This is a genomic window from Kitasatospora sp. NPDC096204, assembly GCF_044763205.1.
Taxonomy (GTDB): domain Bacteria; phylum Actinomycetota; class Actinomycetes; order Streptomycetales; family Streptomycetaceae; genus Kitasatospora.
Window position 1 is genome coordinate 32,683 of sequence record NZ_JBIWFT010000049.1, and the last position, 23,354, is coordinate 56,036.

At 75.7% G+C, this 23,354-nt stretch carries 18 protein-coding genes; 11 read left to right on the plus strand and 7 right to left on the minus strand.

Features of this window, described 5'->3' with window-relative positions:
• Positions 1 to 32: 32 nt before the first annotated feature.
• Genes tgmA through tgmC form a run of 3 tightly spaced genes read left to right on the plus strand, consistent with a single transcriptional unit; the run spans position 33 to position 2,412 of the window.
• The gene (gene tgmA, locus ACIQ87_RS35805; RefSeq protein WP_402415362.1) at positions 33 to 308 is read left to right on the plus strand and encodes a putative ATP-grasp-modified RiPP; all 276 of its coding nucleotides are present in this window, start codon (positions 33 to 35) and stop codon (positions 306 to 308) included.
• Positions 305 to 1,273 (plus strand): ATP-grasp ribosomal peptide maturase, encoded by a 969-nt coding sequence (gene tgmB, locus ACIQ87_RS35810; protein WP_402415364.1) that lies wholly within the window; start codon positions 305 to 307, stop codon positions 1,271 to 1,273. The genes tgmA and tgmB overlap by 4 nt, the downstream gene beginning before the upstream one ends.
• The gene (gene tgmC, locus ACIQ87_RS35815; RefSeq protein WP_402415367.1) at positions 1,270 to 2,412 is read left to right on the plus strand and encodes an ATP-grasp peptide maturase system methyltransferase; all 1,143 of its coding nucleotides are present in this window, start codon (positions 1,270 to 1,272) and stop codon (positions 2,410 to 2,412) included. Before tgmB ends, tgmC begins: the two co-directional genes overlap by 4 nt.
• Positions 2,413 to 2,427: 15 nt before the next feature.
• Here the strand turns inward: tgmC and ACIQ87_RS35820 are convergent, their stop codons facing one another.
• Together ACIQ87_RS35820 and ACIQ87_RS35825 are read right to left on the minus strand one after the other, a co-directional pair.
• Positions 2,428 to 3,528 carry an alanine racemase gene (locus ACIQ87_RS35820; RefSeq protein WP_402415370.1) on the minus strand — a complete coding sequence of 367 codons (1,101 nt, stop codon included), beginning with the start codon at positions 3,526 to 3,528 and terminating at the stop codon, positions 2,428 to 2,430.
• 174 nt (positions 3,529 to 3,702) lie between these two features.
• A complete protein-coding gene (locus ACIQ87_RS35825) occupies positions 3,703 to 6,423 on the minus strand; it encodes a GNAT family N-acetyltransferase (protein WP_402415372.1) in 2,721 nt (906 codons plus the stop codon).
• A gap of 218 nt (positions 6,424 to 6,641) precedes the next feature.
• Between ACIQ87_RS35825 and ACIQ87_RS35830 the strand changes: the two genes are divergently transcribed.
• Positions 6,642 to 9,005: a glycoside hydrolase family 65 protein gene (locus tag ACIQ87_RS35830; RefSeq protein ID WP_402415427.1), complete on the plus strand. Its 2,364-nt coding sequence runs from the start codon at positions 6,642 to 6,644 to the stop codon at positions 9,003 to 9,005.
• Positions 9,006 to 9,136: 131 nt separating this feature from the next.
• Here ACIQ87_RS35830 and ACIQ87_RS35835 read toward each other — a convergent pair whose 3' ends face one another.
• Positions 9,137 to 9,754, minus strand: coding sequence for a hypothetical protein (locus tag ACIQ87_RS35835; RefSeq protein ID WP_402415373.1), 618 nt, complete (start codon positions 9,752 to 9,754; stop codon positions 9,137 to 9,139).
• Between the two features lie 259 nt (positions 9,755 to 10,013).
• On the opposite strand from ACIQ87_RS35835, the gene ACIQ87_RS35840 reads away from it, so the two are divergent.
• The 3 genes from ACIQ87_RS35840 to ACIQ87_RS35850 all read left to right on the plus strand — a co-directional run bounded on the left by ACIQ87_RS35840 (position 10,014) and on the right by ACIQ87_RS35850 (position 13,487).
• Positions 10,014 to 10,256, plus strand: a complete 243-nt coding sequence (locus ACIQ87_RS35840; RefSeq protein ID WP_402415374.1) for a DUF1918 domain-containing protein — start codon at positions 10,014 to 10,016, stop codon at positions 10,254 to 10,256.
• Between the two features lie 12 nt (positions 10,257 to 10,268).
• Complete coding sequence (locus tag ACIQ87_RS35845) at positions 10,269 to 12,800, plus strand: cation-translocating P-type ATPase (RefSeq protein ID WP_402415377.1); 2,532 nt, start codon at positions 10,269 to 10,271, stop codon at positions 12,798 to 12,800.
• Positions 12,801 to 12,953: 153 nt separating this feature from the next.
• Entirely contained in the window at positions 12,954 to 13,487 is a 534-nt protein-coding gene (locus ACIQ87_RS35850; protein ID WP_402415380.1) for a flavodoxin family protein, read from the plus strand.
• A 199-nt stretch (positions 13,488 to 13,686) separates the two neighbouring features.
• On the opposite strand, the gene ACIQ87_RS35855 is transcribed toward ACIQ87_RS35850, so the two are convergent.
• A complete protein-coding gene (locus ACIQ87_RS35855) occupies positions 13,687 to 13,866 on the minus strand; it encodes a hypothetical protein (protein WP_402415382.1) in 180 nt (59 codons plus the stop codon).
• Between the two features lie 79 nt (positions 13,867 to 13,945).
• Here ACIQ87_RS35855 and ACIQ87_RS35860 point away from each other — a divergent pair, with 79 nt between their 5' ends.
• On the plus strand, positions 13,946 to 14,554 hold the full coding sequence (locus tag ACIQ87_RS35860; RefSeq protein ID WP_402415385.1) for a hypothetical protein: 609 nt from the start codon (positions 13,946 to 13,948) through the stop codon (positions 14,552 to 14,554).
• A 5-nt stretch (positions 14,555 to 14,559) separates the two neighbouring features.
• Here ACIQ87_RS35860 and ACIQ87_RS35865 read toward each other — a convergent pair whose 3' ends face one another.
• Positions 14,560 to 15,717, minus strand: coding sequence for an NAD(P) transhydrogenase subunit alpha (locus ACIQ87_RS35865; protein ID WP_402415387.1), 1,158 nt, complete (start codon positions 15,715 to 15,717; stop codon positions 14,560 to 14,562).
• 181 nt (positions 15,718 to 15,898) lie between these two features.
• Between ACIQ87_RS35865 and ACIQ87_RS35870 the strand changes: the two genes are divergently transcribed.
• Positions 15,899 to 19,465, plus strand: a complete 3,567-nt coding sequence (locus ACIQ87_RS35870) for a hydantoinase B/oxoprolinase family protein (RefSeq protein ID WP_402415389.1) — start codon at positions 15,899 to 15,901, stop codon at positions 19,463 to 19,465.
• 131 nt (positions 19,466 to 19,596) lie between these two features.
• On the opposite strand, the gene ACIQ87_RS35875 is transcribed toward ACIQ87_RS35870, so the two are convergent.
• Complete coding sequence (locus tag ACIQ87_RS35875) at positions 19,597 to 20,205, minus strand: ester cyclase (protein ID WP_402415392.1); 609 nt, start codon at positions 20,203 to 20,205, stop codon at positions 19,597 to 19,599.
• A gap of 83 nt (positions 20,206 to 20,288) precedes the next feature.
• Positions 20,289 to 21,044 (minus strand): SDR family oxidoreductase, encoded by a 756-nt coding sequence (locus ACIQ87_RS35880; protein WP_402415395.1) that lies wholly within the window; start codon positions 21,042 to 21,044, stop codon positions 20,289 to 20,291.
• A gap of 130 nt (positions 21,045 to 21,174) precedes the next feature.
• Here ACIQ87_RS35880 and ACIQ87_RS35885 point away from each other — a divergent pair, with 130 nt between their 5' ends.
• Together ACIQ87_RS35885 and ACIQ87_RS35890 are read left to right on the plus strand one after the other, a co-directional pair.
• A complete protein-coding gene (locus ACIQ87_RS35885) occupies positions 21,175 to 22,143 on the plus strand; it encodes a LysR substrate-binding domain-containing protein (RefSeq protein ID WP_402415398.1) in 969 nt (322 codons plus the stop codon).
• Between the two features lie 60 nt (positions 22,144 to 22,203).
• Positions 22,204 to 23,244, plus strand: coding sequence for a zinc-binding alcohol dehydrogenase family protein (locus ACIQ87_RS35890; protein ID WP_402415401.1), 1,041 nt, complete (start codon positions 22,204 to 22,206; stop codon positions 23,242 to 23,244).
• Positions 23,245 to 23,354: the final 110 nt, after the last annotated feature.

The window sequence follows — 23,354 nt, forward strand, 5'->3', positions numbered from 1 at the left end:
GTGAACCGGCACCATCGATACGAGGAGGATGCATGACGCAGACGCCCGTACCGTGGGGCATCGGCAGGATGGAGCCGTACGCGGCCACCACTGCCACGCTCCCGGCGCTCACGCCCGTGATCGACCCCGAGACGCAGATCGCGGTCGTCGTGGACGAGAACGGCCGAACGGTGGAACTGGGTTCCCACGGCACCAGCACCAGCGGGCTCACCCCGACCACCACCCGCCCCGGCGACGGGGCCGGGCCGGGCGGTGCGAACGACGCCGACAGCACCGAGTCCTACGACCAGGACCAGAGCGGCAGTTGACACATCGCCGCCGCCGGCCGGTGCTGGTGCTGACCAACCCCTGTGACGTCACCGCGGACGTGGTCCTGCGCGTCCTCGCGCACCGCCGCGCCACCGTGGTCCGTCTCGACCCCGGCACCGACCTGCACACGGGCGCCTCGCTGACCGCCTCGTTCCGTACGGGCGACCAGCGGGGCACCCTGCGCACCCGGAGCCGCACGCTCGACCTCACCGAGGTGGGGGCCGTGTGGGTGCGCAGGGCCTCCCCGTACGAGGGGCCGGTCGACCTCGACGGCCAGGAACGCCGCTTCGCGGCCTCGCAGTCCGCGTGGGGCGCGGGCGGCATCCTCGCCTCCCTTCCCGGAGCGCACTACGTCAACCACCCGTGGGCCAACCGCGCCGCGGAGCACAAGCCCGCGCAGCTCGCCGCCGCACAGCGCTTCGGATTCGCCGTCCCGGACACCCTGATCACCAACGACCCGCAGGAGGCACGGGACTTCGTGGCGCGCCGGCCGGCCGGAGCGGTCTACAAGCCCGTGTGGAACACCCCGTACTCCGTCGACGGTGAGCCGCGGGCCGTGTGGGTGCGGGAGGTCGGGTCGCAGGAGATCACGGACGCGATCCGGGCCTGCCCGCACATGTTCCAGGCCCGGGTTCCCAAGGCGTTCGACGTCCGGGTGACGGCCGTCGGCGACCGGCTGTTCGGCGTGCGGATCGACAGCCCGGACCTCGACTGGCGCCGCCGGCAGGACCTGATGACCTGCACACCGATCGCCGTGCCCGAGCCGGTCGCGAGGTCCGTGCTCCGCTACCTCGGCCACTTCCGACTGGTGTTCGGGGCGTTCGACTTCGCCGTGACGGGTGACGGCAGCTGGTCCTTCCTCGAATGCAACCCCAACGGCCAGTGGGCATGGCAACCGCCCGGGACCACCGACGGCATCGCCCACGCCCTCGCCGACGAGCTACTGAGAGGCCCTGACGCATGAGCACGTCCGAAGAGCTGCGCGCCGCCCTGGCGGCCGGCCTCGCCGAGAACGGCGCGCTGTCCGACCCCGCATGGATCAAGGCGGCCGAAGCGGTTCCCCGCGAGGTCTTCGCCGGGTCGTACTTCCTCCCGGTCGAAGGCAGCAACCCGACCGGCTACCGGGCGGTACGGCGGGGAGACCCCGGCTGGCTGGAGGGGGTCTACACCGACCGGACGCTCATCACCCAACTCGACGGTCGCACCGGAGCGGACGACGCGGGCGGGCAGCCGGTGGTCGGCGCCCCGTCGTCCTCCTCCACCCTGCCCTCCCTCGTCCTCGGAATGTGGCAGCGGCTCGGAACGGACACCGGACACCGCGTCCTCGAGATCGGCACCGGGACCGGCTACTCGACCGCCCTCGGCGCACACCGGCTCGGGGACGCCAACCTCACCAGCATCGAGTACGACCCCGAGGTCGCCGAACGCGCCGCCGCCGCACTCCGCACCGCCGGCTACGCGCCCCGCCTCGTCGTCGGCGACGGGCTGCGCGGCGACCCGGACGGCGGCGCCTACGACCGGCTGATCGCCACCTGCTCGGTCCGCTACCTGCCGATGCCCTGGCTCCACCAGGTGAGGCCGGGCGGGCGCATCCTGGTCACCCTGTCCGGCTGGAGCTACGCCTCGGGCCTGGCGGAGCTCACCGTGACCGGCACCGGCGAAGCCACCGGCCGGTTCCTGCCCGGCTACACCAGCTTCATGATCGCCCGCCCGCACGACCGCCCGCCCCACTCGACCGTCGCCATGCTGCCCGGCGACGAACGGCCGAGCCTGATCGACCCGGCCGTCATCGACACCTGGACCGGCAGCTGGGTCGCCCAGCTCGCCGCGCCCTCCGCCGAACGCATGGGCAGCGGCGCGACCCAGATCCTCTCCGACGTCGCCACCGGCTCCCAGGCCCGCACCACACCCCGTCCCGACGGGGGCTGGACCGTCACCCAGCGGGGCCCACTGCGGCTGTGGGACCGCGTCGAGGACGCCGTACACCTCTGGCAACGGGCCGGCGAGCCGCACCAGCAGGGCTTCGGGATCACGGTCTCACCTGCCGGGCAACGGGTGTGGATCGGTACGGAGGACGGCCCGGGCTGGGACCTGCCGATCTGAGCCGGGGCCCGGCTCCTAGGAGTTCCGGCCCCGTGCGGCGACGCGCCAGCGGCCCACGACCTCGCCGCCGCTGACGACCGCGACGTCGTCGACGAGGTTGACCGCCACGCAGACGTGGTTGGGGATCACCCGCAGCCGCTCGCCGAGGGCGGGCAGCTCGCCGCCGTCGGGCCAGACCACGGTGGCGTGGTGCTCGGACAGGGCCGTGATGCGGGCGTCGGGCTCGTCCATGAGCCGGCCGAAGCCCGTGGCCCAGGCGGGCCGGTCGCCACCGAGGACCTTGCTGCCCGCGTCCAGGACGATCCGCCGGGGTGCGGTGCCGTCTCCTTCGTGACGGCTGACGACGGTCGCCGCAACCGTCAGCGCGATGTCCGCGATCGCGCACCGTCCGAGTTCGAGCTGCTGGGCGTCACCGAACACGTAGACGCCCGGCCGTACTTCGGTGATCGCCGAGGTTCCCGCCAGCTCCGCGGTGGGGGTGGATCCGCCGCTCACCCGGGTGACGTCGAATCCCGCGGCGGTGAGCAGTTCGGCGGCCCGTCCGAGGGCCTGCTCCTCCTCCCGCGCCGCCTGCTCGGGCATGTCCGGCGCGTAGCCGTGGCCCGGGAACGTGAACACTCCCCCGACCCGGAACCCGGCGGCGGCGGCCGCGCGGGCCACCGCCACGGCCGCGGCCGGGAGGACACCGCTGCGGTGGTGGCCGCTGTCGATCTCCACCAGGACCTCGATGTCACCGGCCGCGTCGCCCAGCTGCCGACCGGCTGCCGCGACGGCTTCCGCGGAGTCCGCTCCGATCGCGATCCTGGCCCCGGCGGCGAGCCGCCGCAGCCGTTCCGCCTGACGGGGGCCGATCCAGAGCGGATAGGCGATGAAGAGGTCGGTGGCGCCGTGCTCGGCGAAGACCTCGGCTTCCCCGATGGTCGCCACCGTCAGCCCGACGGCCCCCGCGGCGAGCTGCAGCCCGGCGATCTCCGGCATCTTGTGGGTCTTGGCGTGCGGGCGCAGCCGCAGGCCCTTGGCCCGCAGCCCGGCCGCCATGCGGTCGACGTTGCGCCGGAGCACCTCCAGATCGACCATGATGTCCGGGGTGTCGACGTCCTCGGGGACTCTGGTCATCGGCTTCCTCGTCGTCTCGGACCACGCCCGCGCGGGCGCGCGGGCACGGGCAAATCTGCCACATGCCGGCGCGCCGGCTCGGTGCGGGGCCGGGACCGGTCAGTCGGCGGGCGGCGGGGCCGGGGACTGCCGGGCTCCGCGACCGGCCGTCGAGGATGCCGTGCGTCGCCGGGCTCACTCCTCTTCGGCGGCTGCCGGGCGGCGCAGCCTGCGCAGGTAGGGGTCGAAGGACGGACGGCGTTCCAGGCGTACCCGGGCGTCCACGCAGACGGCGCCGTCGGGGCGCAGGATCACGGGGTTGAGGTCGGCCTCGACGAGTTCCGGGAAGTCGTCGGCGAGGCGGGAGAGCCGGGCCAGGACGGAGCGGACCGCCGTGAGGTCGACCGCGGGCGCCCCGGCGTGGCCCGACAGCAGGGGCGCGCTGCGCAGCTCGTCGACCATGGTGGTCAGGTCGCGTTCGCTCAGCGGGGCGAGCCGGGCGGACCGGTCGGCCAGGACGTCCGCCGCGGTGCCGCCGGCCCCGAGCACCACCAGCGGTCCGAAGACCCGGTCCTGGACGATGCCGGCGAGCAGCTCGACACCGGGCGCGGCCATCGGCTGGACCACCGCTCCGGCCAGCTGCGGACCGAACCGCTCGGCGAACTCCCGGTAGGCGTCGCGTACTTCGCCGTCGGTGCCCAGCCCGGTGCGGACGGCGCCGAGCGCGCTCTTGTGCACCTGCCCGGGCCAGTAGGCCTTCAGGGCCACCTCGTGGTCGTGGCCGAGCAGACGCAGCCCGCGCGCGGCGGCCGCCGCCGTGTGCTCGTCGCGGGCCCACACCGAGGTGGTCAGCGGCAGTCCGTAGGCCTCCAGCAGATCGGCGGTGGACAGCGGGTCGAGCCAGCCGCCGTCGGGGTGGGCGGTGAGGTGTCCGTCGATGAGGCTACGGGCGGCGCGGCGGTCACAGTCCGGGGCGGCGGCGGGCGGGGACGGGGCTTCGGCGAGCCGGCGGGCGCGGTCCCGGGCGTGGCCGAGGGCGCGGGCGGCGGCGACGGAGTCCGAGTAGGCGGGCAGCACGCCGCCGTCGGCGCAGGTGCGGTAGCGCACGGGCACCTGCTGGTCGAGCAGCACGGCGGCGATCGGGACGCGGCGCCGGGCCGGGCCCTCCAGCAGGGCGCGCACCGGGTCCTGGGCGGGGGTGCTGCCCAGTGCCGTCGGCACCAGGCACACCAGGATCGCGTCGACGGCCTCCTGGCGTTCCAACGCCCGCAGGAAGAAGGTGAGTTCGTTCGGCCCTATCGCCGCCGTGGTGTCCACCGGGTTGCGGACGGAGGCGCCGGGCGGCAGCAGCTCGCCCAGTTCCGCCGGGAGTTCCGGCAGTTCCAGGCCGGCGTCGGCACAGGCGTCCGCGGCGAGGATGCCGATGCCGCCGGCGTTCGAGACCACGGCGACCGCGCCGCGCGGGGCCGGCAGCGGCTGGGAGCGCAGCAGGGCGGCCGCCTCGACGAGTTCGTCGATGCTGCGGGTGGCCGTGATGCCCGCCTGCCGGAACAGCGCCTCCCGGGTGACGGTCGGGGTGGCGGCGGCCGCGGTGTGCGAGGCGGCGCCCCGGCGGCCCGCGGTGGAGCGTCCGGCGTCGACGGTCAGGACCGGGACGCTCCTGGTCACCCGGCGGGCGGTGCGGGCGAAGGCCCGCGGGTTGCCGAAGGACTCCAGGTGGAGCAGCGCGAGGTCGGTGCGGCCGTCGGCCTCCCACCACTGGAGCAGGTCGTTGCCGCTGACGTCGTACTTGTCGCCGAGCGACACGAAGCTCGACACGCCGATGCCCAGCCAGGCCAGCCGCGCCAGCAGGGCGATCCCCACGCCGCCGCTCTGCACGGCGACCCCGGCGCTGCCGGGCCGCGGGAAGGCGCCGCCGAACTCGGCGTCCAGCCGGACGGCGGGGTCGGTCTGCGCCATGCCGAGGCTGTTCGGTCCGACCAGCCGCATGCTGTGCCGGCGGCAGGCCCGCATCAGCCCGCGGGCCTCCTGGGCGCCCAGCCCGGAGGTGAGCACCACCAGGGCCCGCACCCCGGCGGCACCGCACTCCTCGGCCGTCCCGGGGACGGCGCCGGCGGGCACGGCCAGCACGGCGAGGTCCGGCACGGCGGGCAGCGCGCGGACGGACGGGTACGAGGGCTCGCCGTCGATCTCGCCGGCGTGCGGGTTGACCGCCCACACCGCACCGGCGAAGCCGCCCCGCCGGATCTTCCCGAAGACGGTCCGGCCGACCGAGCCCTCCCGCCGGGACACCCCGACCACCGCGACCGAGGCCGGGCGCAGCAACGCGGCGAGGCTGGCCAGGTCGGCGCTGCGGCCACGCTCGTCCACCGCCGAGCGGTAGCGTTCGTCGCCCTCGTCCAGCGGCACCCGGATCCTGACCTCGCCCTGCGCGTACCGGCGTTCGACGGGCAGGCCGAGGTCGGCGAAGACCTGGTGGACGGCGTGGTTGCCGCCCAGGGTGTCGGCCTCGAAGAAGCGGACGCCGGCGGCCCGGGCGGCGTGCACCAGGTGCTCCAGCAGGAGGGTGGCGACGCCCCGGTGGTGCCAGCGGTCGGCCACCGCGAGGGCCAGTTCGGCCGTCTCGGGCGGGTCGTCCAGCAGCTCGCAGTCCGCTTCTCCGAGCAGTTCCTCCCCCACCCAGGCGCCGATCGCCAGCAGGCCGGTTCGCGGCGGCCCGCACAGCCGGTCGGCGGCCTGCCGCGGCGCGTTGCGGCTGACGCCGAAGAACCGCAGCCGGCGGCTCTCCTCGGACATCCCGGCGGTGTGCAGGTCGAGCACCGCCGGGTGGTCGTCCGGCCGCAGCGGCCGGAGTTCGACGGTGGTGCCGTCGGCCAGCAGGGCCTCGGCGCTGCCGAGCGGGTGGACGGTGGACATGGCACACCTCCTGTCTCCGTCTCCCAGGCTCCACGCCCGCCCCGGCCGGGGGAAGGGCCTACCGGCCCGGGCCGGTCGGGCGGCGGCGGACGGCGGATGACCGGCGAGCGGCAGGCGGACGGCGCGACGGCCCGGCGCCCCCGTGCGCACACTGGAGTCGAACCACTCGGCACGGAGGTCGGCCCGTGGCAGCAGACCCGACCGCGGGGTACCCGGACATGCCGGACCCGTGGACCCTCCGCTACCGGGGCTTCGACCCGGCCGAGGAGGGCCAGCGCGAGGCGCTGTGCGCGGTCGGCAACGGCTACCTGGTCAGCCGGGGCGCCGCGCCGGAGTCGGTCGCCGACGGGGTGCACTACCCGGGGACGTACCTGGCCGGCTGCTACGACCGCGCGGAGTCGGTCGTCGCCGGACACGTGGTGACCAACGAGGACCTGGTCAACTGCCCGAACTGGCTGCCGCTGACCTTCCGCCCGGTCGGCGGCGAGTGGTTCACCGGCCCGCCCGCCGAGCAGACCCTGGAGCTGGACCTGCGCCGGGGGCTGCTGACCCGCACGGCCCTGGTGGTCGACGGGCAGGGGCGGCGGACCCGGCTGGTGCAGCGCCGCCTGGCCAGCCAGGCCCGGCCGCACCTGCTGGCACTGGAGAGCACCCTCACCCCGGAGAACTGGTCCGGCCCGCTCGAGGTCCGCTCGGGACTGGACGGCCGCGTCACCAACGCCGGGGTCGCCCGCTACCGGGGACTGGCCGGGCGCCACCTCGTCCCGGCCGGTCAGGGGGTGGACGAGAGCGGTCTGCTCCGACTCGAAGCCGACACGGTCAACTCGCCGCTGCGGATCGCCCTGTGCGCCCGGACCGGGGCCGACCGCGAGCTCGCCCGGACGGCCGAGGTCCGCGACGGATGGGTGGCCCACCTCCTCACCCTGGAGGCCACCCCCGACCGCCCCGTCACCGTGACGAAGACCGTGGCCGTGCACACCTCCCGCGACCGGGCCGTCGAGACCCCACTGCTCGCCTCCCGGCTGCTCGCCGCCGAGGCCGGGGAGTTCGACCGGCTGCTCGCCGAACACGCCCTGCGCTGGGCGGAGTTGTGGCGCCGCTGCCGGATCGAGGCGGACTTCGACGGGGCCGGCCCGCTGCACCTGAACCTGTTCCACCTGCTCCAGACCTACTCGGAGCACTCCGTAGACCTGGACGTCGGCATCCCGGCCCGGGGGCTGCACGGGGAGGCGTACCGGGGGCACGTCTTCTGGGACGAGCTGTTCGTCCTGCGGCTGCTCAACCTCCGCTTCCCGGAACTCGTCCGGGCCGTGCTCCGCTACCGCCACCGCCGACTCGACGCCGCCCGACGCCAGGCCCGGGCCCTCGGGGTGCGCGGCGCGGCCTACCCCTGGCAGAGCGCCCGCGACGGCCGGGAGGAGTCCCAGCAGTTGCACCTCAACCCGCTGTCCGGCCGCTGGCTGCCCGACCACAGCCACCTCCAGCGGCACGTCGGCTCCGCCGTCGCGTACAACATCTGGCAGTACTACCAGTCCACCGGGGACCGGGACTTCCTCGCCACCGCCGGCGCCGAGACGCTGCTGGAGATCGCCCGGTTCTGGTCCTCCACGGCCGTCCACGACCCGACCCGGGGGCATTGGTCCATCCGTGGGGTGCTCGGCCCCGACGAGTACCACGACGCCTACCCCTGGGAGGCCCGGCCCGGCCTGGACGACAACGCGTACACCAACGTCCTGGCGTCCTGGGTGCTGGCCCGCGCCCAGGACGCCCTGGACGTCCTGCCCGGCTACCGCCGCGACGAGCTGCGCGAGCGCCTGACCCTCGACGCCACCGAGCTGGACCGCTGGCAGGAGGTCGGCCGGCACCTGCACGTCCCGTTCCACGACGGCGTCCTGAGCCAGTTCGACGGCTACGAGCGCCTCGCCGAACTCGACTGGCCCGCCTACCGGCGCCGCTACCCGGACCTGCGCCGGCTCGACCGGATCATGGAGGCCGAGGGCGACACCGTCAACCGCTACAAGGCCTCCAAACAGGCCGACGCGCTGATGCTCTGGTACCTGTTCTCCGCCCGCGAGGTCCGCGACCTGCTGCGCCGCCTCGGCCACCCCGCCGGCCACGAACTGCTGCGCCGCACCACCGACTACTACCTGCGGCGCACCGTCCACGGCTCGACCCTCAGCTCGGTGGTGCACGCCTGGGTGCTCACCCGCTGCGACCGGCGCGCCTCCTGGCACCACTTCCGTGACGCCCTGGTCGCCGACCTCAGGGACAGCCAGCACGGCACCACCGCCGAGGGCGTCCACCTGGGCGCCATGGCGGGCGCCGTGGACCTGCTGCAGCGCTGCTACACCGGCCTGGAGGTCCGCGAGGACGCCCTCTGGCTGGACCCGCGCCTGCCCTCCGCCCTCGGCCGACTGGAGCTGGACCTGCGCTACCGGGGCCACTGGGGCCTCAACGTCGCCGTCGAACGCCACACCGTCACGGTGAGCCTGCACCAGGACCGTCAGGAGCCGGTCCGCATCCGCCTGCGCGGCAGCACGGCCACGGTCCGGCCCGGCGAGACGAGGCTCTTCCACCTCTGAGCGACGGGGCCCTCGGAAGACGCGGCCTCGGAATGCACGGTCTCGGAAGACGCGGTCCGGGAAGACGCGGCCTCGGAATGCACGGTCTGGGAAGACGCGGCCTCGGAAGACGCGGTCCGGGAAGCGGCCGCTCACCGCCGCCCGGACCAGCGCGGCTCCACCTGCTCCCAGGCGGACTCCCAACCCCGCTCGGCCCGGCGGTCCAACCGGTGTCGGCACAGCGCGAACCAGCCGTCCGCACCGAGCGCGAGCACCAGGACCGTGCCCAGGCCCACCAGGACGGCGTCCGCGACGATCAGTTCGCCCGACCGGGGCGCGTCGACCGGCAGTCCGGCGCCGTTCAGCCCGACCGCCACGGCCGTCCCGGCCGGCGTGCCCGCCGGCACGGGGACGCTGCCGGCTTCCGGCCCCACCGGGTACGTCCAGCGGGCCGGGGCCTGCTCCCGCGCGAGACCCGCACGCGGGTCGACCGACTGGGCCGCACCCGTGGTGACGGCGGTGACGACGTGCCGGTCGCGGGCGACGTCCCGCGCGTCGGCCGTCTCCACGTGGTGGACGAGCAGGGCCGCCACCACCCCCAGGACGAAGGAGGCGAGCGCCATCAGGACCGCCGACGCCACCAGGCGGCTGTACGTGCGGTCGATCGGCCGGCAGAGCGGGTTGTGGTCCCGACCGGCGGCCCGGCGAACGTGCCCGCGCAGGGTCGTGTGCGAGGCGGGAGGCCTGTGCGTGGCGGCTGCGGCGGACATGACGCGTCTCCTCGGTGCCGGAACGGCTCTCTCACCGATCAGTCTCCCGGGCCCGCCGCCCGCCGCCGAGGGCCTGACGGCCCTGCTCCCCTGGGCCCCCGGGCCGCGGTCCACCGGCCGCTGGTCCCGGACCGGGCCGGACCGGTCCCGCCTCCGGGGACCGTCCGGCCCCTGCCGAAACGCCCGTTCGGTGGTGCCATGGAAGTACGGACGGCCCGGGCCACGGGCCCGGGCCCCGCACCGAGCCAGGGAGGCGGGCATGAAAGCCGCCGTGGGAGACCGCATCATCGTCCAGGGCACCCGGCCGGGCGCGGCCCGCAGGGACGGCGAGATCGTCGGCCTGCACCACCCGGACGGCAGCCCGCCGTACGACGTCCGCTGGTCCGACGACGACCGGGTCACCGAGTACTTCCCCGGGCCGGACGCCCGGATCCACCACTTCGCCCACGAGCCCACGGCCCCGGAACGCATCCTGCCGAACCCGCACCTGTTCGCCGACTGACGGACCGCCCTCGTGACCGTCACCGTCGATCCGCGGACGCGTGGGCTGACCGGCGCCGAGGCCGCCCGACGGCTCGCCGAGCACGGCCGCAACGAGGTCGCCGCCGACCGCCGGGTGCCGCTGTGGGCCCGGGTGGCCGCCCAACTGCGCGACCCGCTGATCACCGTGCTGCTCGCGGCCGTCGCCCTGACGCTGGCCATCGGCGACCACCCGGACGCGGTGGTCATCGCCCTGGTGATCGTGGTCAACACCACCGTGGGCGTGGTGCAGGAAGTCCGGGCGGAGAGCGCCGTCGCGGCGCTGTCCCGGCTCTCCGCCCCGGCGGCCCGGGTGGTGCGCGACGGAGAACCGCGCAAGGTCCCCTCGGCCGAGGTCGTCCCGGGCGACGTGGTGGCGCTCGCCGAAGGGGACATCGTGCCGGCCGACGCCCGGATCCTCGACGCCGCCGCCCTGCTGCTCGACGAGTCGATGCTGACCGGCGAGTCCCTGCCGGTGGCCAAGGAGGCCGCGGACGGCGTGCTGTGGGCGGGCACGGTCGTCCTGCGCGGCCGGGCCCTGGCCACGGTCACCGCCACCGGCGCGGACAGCGCGCTCGGCCGGATCGCCGCGCTGCTGCGCCCCCGGCCCGAACCCACCCCGCTCCAGCGGCGGCTGGCCCGGCTCGGCCGGGTGCTGGCGGCGGTGGCCGTGGGCCTGTGCGCGCTGGTCTTCGTCCTCGGCCTGGTCCGGAACCAGCCGCCCGGCGAGATGGCGGTCACCGCGATCAGCCTGGCGGTCGCCGCCGTACCGGAGTCGCTGCCCGCCGTCGTCACGCTCGCCCTCGCCCTCGGCGCCCGCCGGATGGCCGCCCGCCGCGCCGTGGTCCGACGGCTGCCGGCCGTGGAGACGCTCGGCTCGGTCACCGTGCTGGCCACCGACAAGACCGGCACCCTCACCGAGGGCCGGATGGTGGTCGAGCGCCTCTGGACACCGCACTCCACGGCGACCGTGACCGGCCTCGGCTACGGGCCCGCGGGCGAGGTCCTGCTCGACGGGGCCGCCCCCGGTGAGGCGAAGGCGCTGCTCACCGCCGCCGTCCTGTGCAACGACGCGGCACTGCGCCCGCCCGCGGCCCGCGACACCGAGTGGCGGGCCCTCGGCGATCCCACCGAGGCCGCCCTGCTGACCGCCGCCGGCAAGGCGGGGCTGGACCACGAACGGCTGCGGGAAGACCTCCCCCGGGTCGCCGAGACGCCGTTCGACAGCACCCGCAAGCGGATGAGCACCCTCCACCGCGGGCCCGACGGCACCCTGTCGGCCTGCCTCAAGGGCGCCCCGGAGGCCGTCCTCGACCCCGTCGTCCTCGCCGAGCCCCCGGAGCTGCTGGAACGGGCCCGGCACGCGGCCGCCGACCTCGCCGCCGAGGGCTACCGGGTGCTCGCCGTGGCGCGGCGGGACGTCGACCACGTACCCGACCCACCGGAGGCGGCCGAGCACCACATGCGGCTGCTCGGCCTGACCGCGATGGCCGACCCGCCCAGGCAGTCCGCGGCCGCCACCCTGGCCGCCTGCCGCCGGGCCGGCATCCTGCCCGTCCTGATCACCGGCGACCACCCCGCCACCGCCCGCGCCCTGGCCGTCCGGATCGGGCTGCTGGACGCGTCCGCCGGGCCCGGGGCGGTGGCGACCGGACGGGACCTCGTCACCGGCGCGGTCGCCGACCCGACCGGCACCCGGGTGTTCGCCCGCACCGATCCCCGGCAGAAGGTCGACATCGTCCAGGCCTGGCGCGCCCGGGGCGCCGTCACCGCGATGACCGGCGACGGCGTCAACGACGGCCCCGCCCTGCGACAGGCCGACATCGGCGTGGCCATGGGCCGGCGCGGCACCGAGGTCGCCCGCCAGGCCGCCGACCTGGTCCTCGCCGACGACGAACTCGCCACCGTGGTCGGCGCGGTGGAGGAGGGCCGCCGGGTCTACGACAACATCCGCCGCTTCCTGGTCTTCGGCCTGGCCGGCGGCGGCGCCGAGATCCTGGTGATGCTGGCCGGCCCGCTGTTCGGCCTCGCCCTGCCCCTGCGCGCCGGCCAGATCCTCTGGATCAACCTGCTCACCCACGGCCTCACCGGCGTGGCCATGGGCGCGGAGCCGGTCTCCCCCGGCGCGATGTCCCGGCCCCCGCGCCCACCGGGCCAGCACATCCTCGGCTCCGGCGTCTGGCAGCGGGTGCTGCTGCTCGGCCTGGTCGTCGCGGCCGTCTCCCTCGGCGCGGCGCTCCGGGCCCACGGCGACGACCGGCCCTGGCAGACCGTCCTGTTCCTCGCCCTGCTGACCGCCCAGCTCGGCACCGTCCTGGGCCTGCGCGACCGGCTGCTGACCCGCGCGAACCCCTTCCTCCCGCTGGCCGTCCTCGCCTCCGCCGCCCTCGCCGTGGCCGCCCTCTACCTGCCCTTCCTGCGCGACGTCCTCGCCACCGAACCGCTCGGCTGGGCCGACCTCGCCGCCCCCGTGGCCGCCGGGCTCGTCGGCTTCGCGGCCGCCCGGCTGTGCGGTCCCGGAGGCTGACGTCCCCGCCCGCCGGGCCCGGCCGGCCGCGTCCCGGCCCGTCCGCCACCAGCCTGCGCGGACGTGCCCGTCCTGCCGACCGGTCCGGGCCGAACGGCCCAACTCGGCGGTGGAGCTCGGGCGCAAGACTGGAGACGACGAAAGGTGGAGACCATGCACACCGTGATCGTGTACGAGAGCATGTACGGCAACACCCGGGAGATCGCCGAGGCGATCGCCGAGGGCGTGCACCAGGCCGATCCCGGGGCGGCCGTCGACTGCATCCCGGTGGCCGAGGCCCGCGCCGACGTCACCCGGACCGCGGACCTGCTGGTGGTCGGCGGCCCGACCCACATGCACGGCATGTCCTCCGGGCTCAGCCGCCGGATGGCCGCCACGGTGGAGGGGCACAAGGAGGGCGCGGAGGAGAAGGCGGCCGAGGCGCGGGAGACGGTCGAGGGTCCGGGCCTGCGGGCCTGGTTCCACGACCTCCCGGAGACCGAGTCCGGCACCCATGCCGCCGCGTTCGACACCCGGGTCGACATGGCCCGGGCCGGAGGCGCGGCCAAGGGCATCGCCCACCGGCTCTCCCACCACCGCTACGACGTGGTCGTCGAACCCGAGGGCTTCATCGTGGAGGAGAACGACGGGCCGCTGCGCACCGGTGAACTCGACCGTGCCCGCGCCTGGGGCGCGAGCCTGGTCTGATCGGGCGGGAGACCGCTCGGTGACGGTCGGCCTCGGCGTCTGATCGGGCGGGAGACCGCTCGGAGACGGTCGGCCTCGGCGTCTGATCGGGAGCCGACCGTCACACCCGCACGGCGCGCGCGGCGCCCACGCAGGGCGCACCCGGAGGCCTGCGGGCCGTCCGGGCCCGGCAGGAGGCTGCCCGGACGGCCGCGTTCCGTCAGGGCAGCGCGACGAACGGCGCGAGGAACGCCCGGGCCACCGGGGTGTCGAGCCGGTACGCGACGTTGGTCGCGTAGCACGGCCCGTCGCCCGTGATGGTCGTCGCCACCAGCAGCGACCGGCCATCGATCGTGGCGAAGTTCGGCCCGCCGGAGTCCCCCGTCACACCCCCGGGCACGGCCTCTCCCGCGGGCACGTGCGCCCCCGGGGCCTCGGAGCGAGACTGGTCGAGGGGCCGCAGGACGGGAGACGACGGGATGTCCGACGGCGGAGGCACCGGGTACCGCGCCCTGGTCGGCGAGCTGGCCGGCCTGGTACGGCTGGCGAACACCGCGCTGGGCGGCGCGACGGCCGTGCTCACGGACCCGGCCGACGGCGGCGCCGGAATCCCCGCCGCGGAGAAGGCCCTGGCGGAGCTGCTCACCCGGGTCGAGGAGGACGCCGCCGCGACGCCCGGCGGCCGGGCCGGCATCGTGGTGGGCGTCCATGTGGGGTGCGAGGTGGAGGCCCTCGGGCGGCTGGCCCAGCGGCTGCTGGAGGCGGCCTGGGCCCGCCAGGAGCGGGAGCCGTTCGACGAGCGGCTGCGGGCTCCCCTGGTCGGGATCGCCGACGCGGCGCTGGACCTGGTCGCCCGCTCCGCCGACGCCCTGGAGTCGGGGTTGCCCGAGGAGGTCGCGGACCTGCTGACGCGGCTGCACGAGCTCGGGCAGCGGCAACGGCTGCTGTACGAGCTGCTGCTCGGCGAGCAGGGCGCCGATCCGGTCGACGTCACCGACCTCGTGCTGCTGTCCTGCTGCTACCAGCAGTGCGCCGACCGCGCCGGGGCGATCGCCCGGCACGCGGGGCTGTTCTCGCACGCCGTCTGAACCGCTCAGGGAAGGCCCGCGACGGCGGTCGCCGCCATCAGCAGCAGGGCGGTGGGTTCGTGCCGTACGGCGCCCCGGTCGGTCACCAGCATCGGGCCGAGTACGGGGTCCGCGCCCGACGAACCGGTGCGCGTCAGCCGGTCGAGCAGCGCCAGCACGTTGTGCGCGTACGCCCGCGAGGCCGTCCCGGGCGCCTGCGCCGCGAGGTCCTCCGCGCCGATCACGGTGACCCCGCCTCCGGCCCCCGCCGTCGTCGTGCCCGGCGGGACGCCCTCGACGTTGCCGCCCTCCGGGCCGGCCGCGAGGTCCACCAGCACCGAGCCGCGCCGCAGCCGCGCGAGCGTCGCCCCGCGCAGCAGGACGGGCGGCGGCCGGCCCGGCAGGGCGAGGGCCGTCACCACGAGGTCGTACCGCGGGACGGCCTCGGCCAGCGCCGCCGACCAGGCCGAACGGTCCCGGTCGAGCGACTCCCCCGGCTCCCCCTCGTCCGCGACCGGGCCCAGCCCGGGCAGGTCCGACAGCCGAGCGCCCAGGGCCGCGGCCGCGGCGCGCTCGCGGTGGCGCGGTTCGACGGCGTCGACCGGGGCGCCGAGGCGGCGGGCGGTGTCGATCGCCTGGAGCCCCGCCGGGCCCGCGCCGACCACGAGCACCCGGACCGGGTCGAACAGGCCGTCCGTCGTGCCCCAGGGCGGCAGGCAGCGGTCCAGGTGCCCGGCGGCGAGCAGCACTGCCCGGTACCCGGCCACCCTGGCCTGGGAGGCCCCGGCGTCCAGCGGGTAGGCGGCGGGCAGGTCGGGGGCCAGGTCCAGGCCGATCGCCGTCACCCCGCGGTCCGCCCACTGCCGGACCAGGTACGGGATCCGCTGCGGCCGCAGCAGCGCGGCCAGCACCTGCCCGGGCCGCAGCTCGCGCGCCGGGTCGACGTTCGGCGGGTGGATGCCGAGCAGGACATCGGCACGGCGCAACAGCTCGGCGCGACCGGTGACGGTGGCGCCCACGGCGCGGAACTCCGCGTCGTGGTGGCCGGCCGGTGCACCGGCTCCGGACTCGACCAGGACGGTCACACCGAGTCGAGCGACGGCCGGGACGAGGTCGGGCACCAGGGCCACCCGGCGTTCACCGGGCACGGTCTCGCGCAGCACCCCCACCGTCGTGGCCGTCATCGCTGCCTCCAGGGGTCGGCCCTCCCGCCCAGTATGTTCCGTTTGCCCGGGTCGTTCGCCCGGTCGGATACTCGTGCGCGGGGCACTCGCGCGCGGGGCCGACTCACGCGCGGAACGCCACGCGCCCACGGGACGACGCTCACGCACGGAACGCCACGCGGCAGGGCGGAGGGAGCCGGTCATGGCAGCCAGGGGCTGGCAGTTCTGGGTGGACCGGGGCGGGACCTTCACCGACGTGGTCGCGCTGGCACCGGACGGCCGGCTGCTGACCCGCAAGCTGCTCTCGCACGACCCGGCCCGCTACCGCGACCCGGCCGTCGCCGGGATCCGGTCCCTGCTGCCGCCCGGCGCCGACCTCGGAGCGCACGTCGACTCCGTCCGGATGGGCACCACGGTGGCCACCAACGCCCTGCTGGAGCGCACCGGCGAGCCGACCGTGCTGTGCGTCACCCGCGGCTTCGCGGACGCGCTGCGGATCGGCTACCAGAACCGGCCGCAGATCTTCGCCCGCGAGATCGTCCTGCCCGAGCCGCTCTACGCCCGGGTGGTCGAGGTGGACGAACGGATCACCGCCGACGGCGAGGTGCTGCGCCCGCCGGACCTCGACCGGCTCGCCGAGGACCTGCGCGGCTGCCTGGACGACGGCATCCGCTCGGTCGCGGTGGTCTGCCTGCACAGCTACCTGCACCCCGCCCACGAACGGGAGATCGGCCGGCTCGCCGAACGGCTCGGCTTCGACCAGGTGTCGCTGTCCAGCGAGGCGAGCCCGCTGATGAAGGTGGTGCCGCGCGGGGACACCGCCGTGGTCGACGCCTACCTCGACCCGGGCCTGCGCCGCTACGTCCGCCAGGTCGCGGAGGAACTCGCCGGTGTCCGGCTGATGTTCATGCAGTCCAACGGCGGACTCGCCGAGGCCGGCCACTTCCGGGGCAAGGACGCGATCCTCTCCGGCCCGGCCGGCGGCATCGTCGGCATGGTGCGGATGTCCCAACTGGCGGGCCACGACCGGGTGATCGGCTTCGACATGGGCGGCACCTCCACCGACGTGTCGCACTTCGCGGGCGAGTACGAGCGGGTGGTGACCACCCGGGTCGCCGGAGTCCGGCTGCGGGCGCCGATGCTGGCGATCCACACCGTCGCGGCGGGCGGCGGCTCGGTGCTGCGCTTCGACGGCGACCGCCTGCGGGTCGGACCGGACTCGGCCGGCGCCGACCCGGGGCCGGCCTGCTACCGGGGCGGCGGGCCGCTGACCGTCACCGACGCCAACCTGCTGCTCGGCCGCATCCAGGCCGGGCACTTCCCGCGCGTCTTCGGGCCGGACGGCGACCAGCCGCTCGACACCGACCTGACCGGGCGCCGGTTCGCCGAACTGGCCGACGAGATCGGCGGCCTCTCGGCGGAGGAGGCGGCCGAGGGCTTCCTGCGGATCGCGGTGGGCAACATCGCCAACGCGATCAAGCGGATCTCCGTCCAGCAGGGCCACGACGTCACCCGCTACGCCCTGACCACCTTCGGCGGCGCGGGAGGCCAGGTCGCCTGCCCGGTGGCCGAGGCGCTGGGCATCCGCACCGTGCTGGTGCCGCCGATGGCCGGGGTGCTGTCGGCCCTCGGCATCGGACTGGCCGACACCACCGTCCTGCGCGAGCAGGCCGTCGAACGGCCGCTCGCCGAGGAGGAGATGGCCGCGGTACGGGCGCTGGCCGACGAACTCGCGCAGACGGCCACGGGCGAGCTGCTCGACCAGGGCGTCCCGCGGGACCGGATCAGGCTGACCCACCGGGCCCGGCTGCGCTACCAGGGCACCGACACCACGATCGGCGTCCCGCTGGGCGAACCGGCCGGCATGCGGGCCGAGTTCGAGGAGCGGCACCGGGCCACCTACTCCTTCCTGATGGACCGCCCGCTCGTGGTCGAGGCCCTCGCTGTGGAGGGCACCGGCCTGACCGAGCAGCCCGGACTCGACGCCCTCTCCCCCGCCGGCACCGCGGCCGAGCCCGCCTCCGTCCGCCTGTACACCGGCGGCGGGTGGAGTCAAGTCCCGTTGCTGGAGCGGGAGTCGATGCGCGCGGACGACACCGTCACCGGCCCGGCCGTGATCGCCGAGGCCAACGCCACCACCGTGGTGGACGCCGGGTGGGAGGCCACCGTCACCGCTGCCGGGCACCTGCTGGTCGAGCAGGTCGGAGCCACCGCCGAGAAGGCCGTCCCGACCACCGCCGACCCGGTGCTGCTGGAGGTCTTCAACAACCTCTTCATGGCGATCGCCCAGCAGATGGGCGCCCGACTGGAGTCCACCGCCCAGTCGGTCAACATCAAGGAGCGGCTCGACTTCTCCTGCGCGCTCTTCGACCCGGACGGCAACCTCGTCGCCAACGCCCCGCACATCCCCGTCCACCTCGGCTCGATGGGCACCACCGTCAAGGAGGTGCTCCGCCGGCAGGGCCCGCGGATGCGCCCGGGCGACGCCTACGCCGTCAACGACCCGTACCACGGCGGCACCCACCTGCCCGACATCACCGTGGTCACCCCGGTCTTCGACCCGGACGGGAAGGACGTGCTGTTCTTCGTCGCCTCCCGCGGCCACCACGCCGAGATCGGCGGCACCGCCCCCGGCTCGATGCCCGCCGACAGCCGTGAGATCCACCAGGAGGGCGTGCTCTTCGACAACTGGCCGCTGGTGGTGGACGGGCGGCTGCGCGAGGAGGAGACCGTCCGGCTGCTCACCGAGGCGCCGTACCCGTCCCGCGACCCGGACACCAACCTCGCCGACCTGCGCGCCCAGATCGCCGCCAACCGCAAGGGCGTCGACGAGGTCGGCGCGATGATCGACCACTTCGGACTCGACGTCGTGCAGGCCTACATGCGGCACGTCCAGGACAACGCCGAACAGGCGGTGCGCCGCGCCGTCGACGGCCTGACCGACGGCACGTACCGCTACGAGACCGACTCGGGCGCCGTGATCGCCGTCTCGGTGCGCGTCGACCGCCGGGAGCGCGGCGCCGTCATCGACTTCACCGGCACCTCCCCCCAGCTCGACGGCAACCTCAACGCGCCCTCCGCCGTCGTCACCGCCGCCGTCCTGTACGTCTTCCGCACGCTCGTCGCCGACGACATCCCGCTCAACGACGGCTGCCTGCGCCCGCTGCGGATCATCGTGCCGCCCGGCTCCATGCTCGCCCCCGAGTACCCCGCCGCCGTCGCCGCCGGGAACGTCGAGACCTCCCAGGCCATCGTCGGCGCCCTCTACGCCGCACTCGGCGTGCAGGCGGAGGGTTCCGGCACGATGAACAACCTGAGCTTCGGCAACGCGGAGCACCAGTACTACGAGACCATCGCCTCCGGCTCCGGCGCCGGCCCGGACTTCGACGGGGCGGACGCCGTCCAGACCCACATGACCAACTCCCGCCTCACCGACCCCGAGGTCCTGGAGTGGCGGCTGCCGGTCCTGGTCGAGGAGTTCGCGGTCCGCCCCGGCAGCGGCGGCACCGGGCGCCACCACGGCGGCAACGGCGCGCTGCGCCGGCTGCGCTTCCGCGAGCCCATGACGGTCAGCCTGCTCACCGGCCACCGCCGCGTCCCCCCGTACGGCCTCGACGGCGGCTCCCCCGGCGCCCTCGGCGAGAACCGGGTCCTGCGCGCCGACGGCACGGTCGAGGAGCTGCCCGGCTGCGGGAGCGCCGAGATCGCCACCGGGGACGCCCTGGAGATCCGCACACCGGGCGGCGGCGGCCACGGCAGCCCGGCCTGACCGGATCCGGGCGGCCCGACCGGTCCGGCCGGTCGGCAGCGGGACCGGCCGGGCCCCGCCAGGAGCGTGGCCGGTCCCGCCGGGGCGGTGACCGCCTTCGCCCGGTGGACGCGTCCGGCTGCCGCGAGCCGTCAGGCGTGGACGCCCAGTTGGGCCAGCAGCGTCGCGTTGTCCTCGATGTGCCAGTCCTCGGTGATCCGGTCGGTACCGACGTGCTGGATGTCGATGGCGTTGAACTCGACGCGCTGGCCCTGGCCCCGCACGCCGTCGAAGGTGCCGGTGAAGTGGCCGCGGAAGACCAGCCGGGCGGTGATCTTGTCGCCGCTGATGAGGAGGTCGGACAGCTCGCAGGTCAGGTCCGGCACCGCGGCACGGAAGTTCCTGGAGGCGAACAGCGGCCCTGCGGGGCCCTGCGGACGGCCCGGCGGCAGGGTGTTGTCGCGGAACTGCGGGCTGACCGCCGCGTCCAGGTAGCGCTGCTGCCCGGTGTTCCAGAAGGTGTACAACTGCTGGGCCAGGTGGACCTCCTGGGCCGCTCGCCGGGCGCCGACCGAGCGGTCCGCGGTGAGCGCCTTCGGCTGGACGAGACCGGGCGAACGGTCGATCAGTCGCTGCGGCCAGTCGTGGGCGGAGTCGTGGCGACCGCTGTCCTGGGCGGGGGCGGCCGCGGCGGTTCCGCCCGCCAGGGCGGCCACGGCCGCCAGGACGGCGGCGGTACGGATCAGGGTGCGCGAGCGCATGGGAACAGCTCCTCGGATCGGGGTGGGCACGCCCGGGGGCCGGGCGTGCCGGGGGGAAGGGGAAGACGACGCGGCAGTCGAGGTCAGGCGAGCCGGCCGCCGCCGTCGACGTGCAGCACCGTGCCGGTGACGTACGGGTTGTCGATGGCGTAGAAGACCGCCTTGACCAGGTCCTCCGGGGTGCCGACGCGCCGAGCCGGGTTGCGGTCGGCGACCCCGCGCAGGAACGCCTCCTTGTCGGCGCCCAGGCCGTCCCAGGAGCCGGTGTCGACGATGCCGGGGGACACGGCGTTGACCCGGACCGGCGCGATCTCCACCGCCAGCGCCTGCGCCAGGAAGGCCAGCGCGCCGTTGGTGGTGGCCATCACCGTGCGCGCCGGTGCCGGGCGCCACGCGGCCACGCCGGAGAAGAAGGTGAACGAGCCGCTCTCGGGGACCTGCCCGACCAGGTGCTTGGCCAGCAGCAGGGGGCCGATCACCTTCGCCGCGAACGCCCGCTGGACGTCGGCCGCGTCGAGCTCCCGCAGCGGGCCGTTGGCCGGGATCGCGGCGGTCGAGACCAGGTGGTCGAAGCGCCCGACCCGGGCGGCGAAGTCGGCGATCGAACCCTCGTCGGCGATGTCGAGGGCGATCACCTCGGACGGCCCGGTCAGCTCGCCGGCCGTCCACTCCAGCTTGCGCGGGTCCGGGCCGGCCAGCACCAGGGAGGCGCCGGCCGCCGAGGCGGCCTTCGCGAGGGCCCGCCCGGTGCGGGAGCCGGCGCCGACCACGACGAGCCGTCGGCCCTGGAGCGAGGCCGGGAGCGAGCTGGTGCCGGATGCGGACGCGGAAACGGACATGGGGAACTCCTGGGGATCGTCGGGGAATCGGGCCGTCCGCTGCTTCCCGCGGCGGCCACACCACGACCCTCTCCCGGCCGCCCGTGATGAGTCCAAGGCTTGTTTTCTACCCCAGCGATAAAATCCGTTCATGGCAACGCCGACACTCAGGCAGCTCGAGTACCTGACCACCGTGATCGACACCGGATCGTTCACCCGGGCGGCCGAACAACTGCACGTCACCCAGCCCGCGCTCTCCCACCAGATCCGCGCCCTGGAGGGCACCCTCGGCGGCCCGCTGCTGGAACGGCTGCCGCGCTCCGTGCGGCTCACCCCGATGGGCCGGGCGGTCCTGCCGCACGCCCGCGCCGCGCTGGCCGAGGCCGAGCGGCTGCACACGGCGGCCCGCCGGACGTCCGGCCTGGAGGAGGGCGAACTGGAGGTCGCCGTCGTCTACTCGGTCAGCCTCGGCATCCTGCCGCCGGTGCTCCGGGACTGGCACCGCCGCCACCCCGGCGTGCGGATCCGGCTGCGCGAGTACGCCCACACCGACCGGCTCCAGGAGGCCATGCTCGCGGGCCGCGCCGACCTCGCCATCGGGCCCACGCCGACCGGCTGGGAGGGCCCGATCCGGGAGCTCGGCGTCGAGGAGTTCACCATCGTGCTGCCCGCCGAGGACCCACTGGCCGACCGCCCCACCGGCACGGTCGAACTGACCGAACTCGCCGACCGCGACTGGGTCCACTACGCCCCCGACAACGGCCTCGCCGACCTCCTGGACCAGGTCTGCGCCCGGGCCGGCTTCCACCCCCGGGCGGCGATCCGCGCGGAGCAGACCTCCGCCGCACCGCTGCTCGCCGCGGCCGGACTCGGCCCCGCCCTGGTGCCCGCCAACATCGTCCCGGCCCACTTCGAGGGCGCCCTGCTGCGCCCGGCTCCCCCGATCCTGCGCACCCTGACCGCCTACACCCGCACCCGCCCGGACCCGCTCACCGTGGCCTTCGCCGACCTCCTGGCCCGCCGGGCCCGGGTCGACCCCGCCGGCCCCGGCCGGTCGGCCGGGTCCGCGTCGGACGGTCCTGGCGCGTCGGGCGGTCCTGGCGCAGCGCCGAACGCCTGATCACGCAGGAGACTTGAACGCGGACGTCCGACGTCACGGGCCGAGCGGCAGGAGACGGCGATGAGCACGACGGAACCCCTCCCCACGGAGACCGACGCCTGGGTGGTGGACCGCCCGGGGCCGGTCGGCGGTCCCGGGCCGGGACCACTGGTGTGGGAGCGGCGGCCACTGGAGCCGCCCGGGCCGCAGGAGCTCCTGGTGGAGGTGGAGGCCTGCGGGGTGTGCCGCACCGACCTGCACCTCGCTGAGGGGGACCTCTCCCCCAGGACGGCCCGGTGCACCCCCGGGCACGAGGTGGTCGGCCGCGTGCTCGCGGTCGGTGCCGGGGCCGAGGGGTTCGGCGTCGGGGACCGGGCCGGGGTGGCCTGGCTGGCCGGGACCTGCGGCCGGTGCGGCTACTGCCGCAGCGGCCGCGAGAACCTCTGCCCCGACTCCCGCTACACCGGCTGGGACCGGCCCGGCGGCTACGCCCGGCACCTCACCGCCGACGCCCGCTACGCCTACCGGCTGCCCGAGGGCCCGCCCGCCGAGGAGCTGGCCCCGCTGCTGTGCGCCGGGATCATCGGCTACCGCGCCCTGGAACGCGCCGAACTGCCCGCCGGCGGACTGCTCGGCATCTACGGCTTCGGCGCGTCCGCGCACCTGACCGCCCAGATCGCCCTCGCCCGGGGAGCCCGGGTGGCCGTGTTCACCCGCGCCGCGCCCGCCCGGCGGCTCGCGCTGGACCTCGGCGCCGGTTTCGCCGGCGACTCCTTCGACCCGCCCCCGGAACCACTGGACGCCGCCATCCTCTTCGCCCCGGCCGGCGAGCTCGTACCCGCCGCCCTCGCCGCCCTGGACCGCGGCGGCACGCTCGCCGTCGCGGGCATCCACCTCACCGACATCCCGCGACTCGACTACCAGCGGCACCTCTTCCAGGAACGCACCCTGCGCAGCGTCACCGCCAACACCCGCGCCGACGGGCGGGCCTTCCTCGCGGAGGCGGCCCGCACCCGCCCGGCCGTCCACGTGACCCGCTACCCCCTGCGGCAGGCGGACACCGCCCTCGCGGACCTCGCCGCGGACCGGGTCACCGGCGTCGCGGTACTCGTCCCGGAGTAGGGCCACGCACCGCGGCGGTACCCCGGAAGCGCGCGGCGACCGCCTCGTCACCGCACTGTTCGGCCTGCTCGGCGAACACGGTGTACCGGGCGAACGCCGGCGCCTCACCG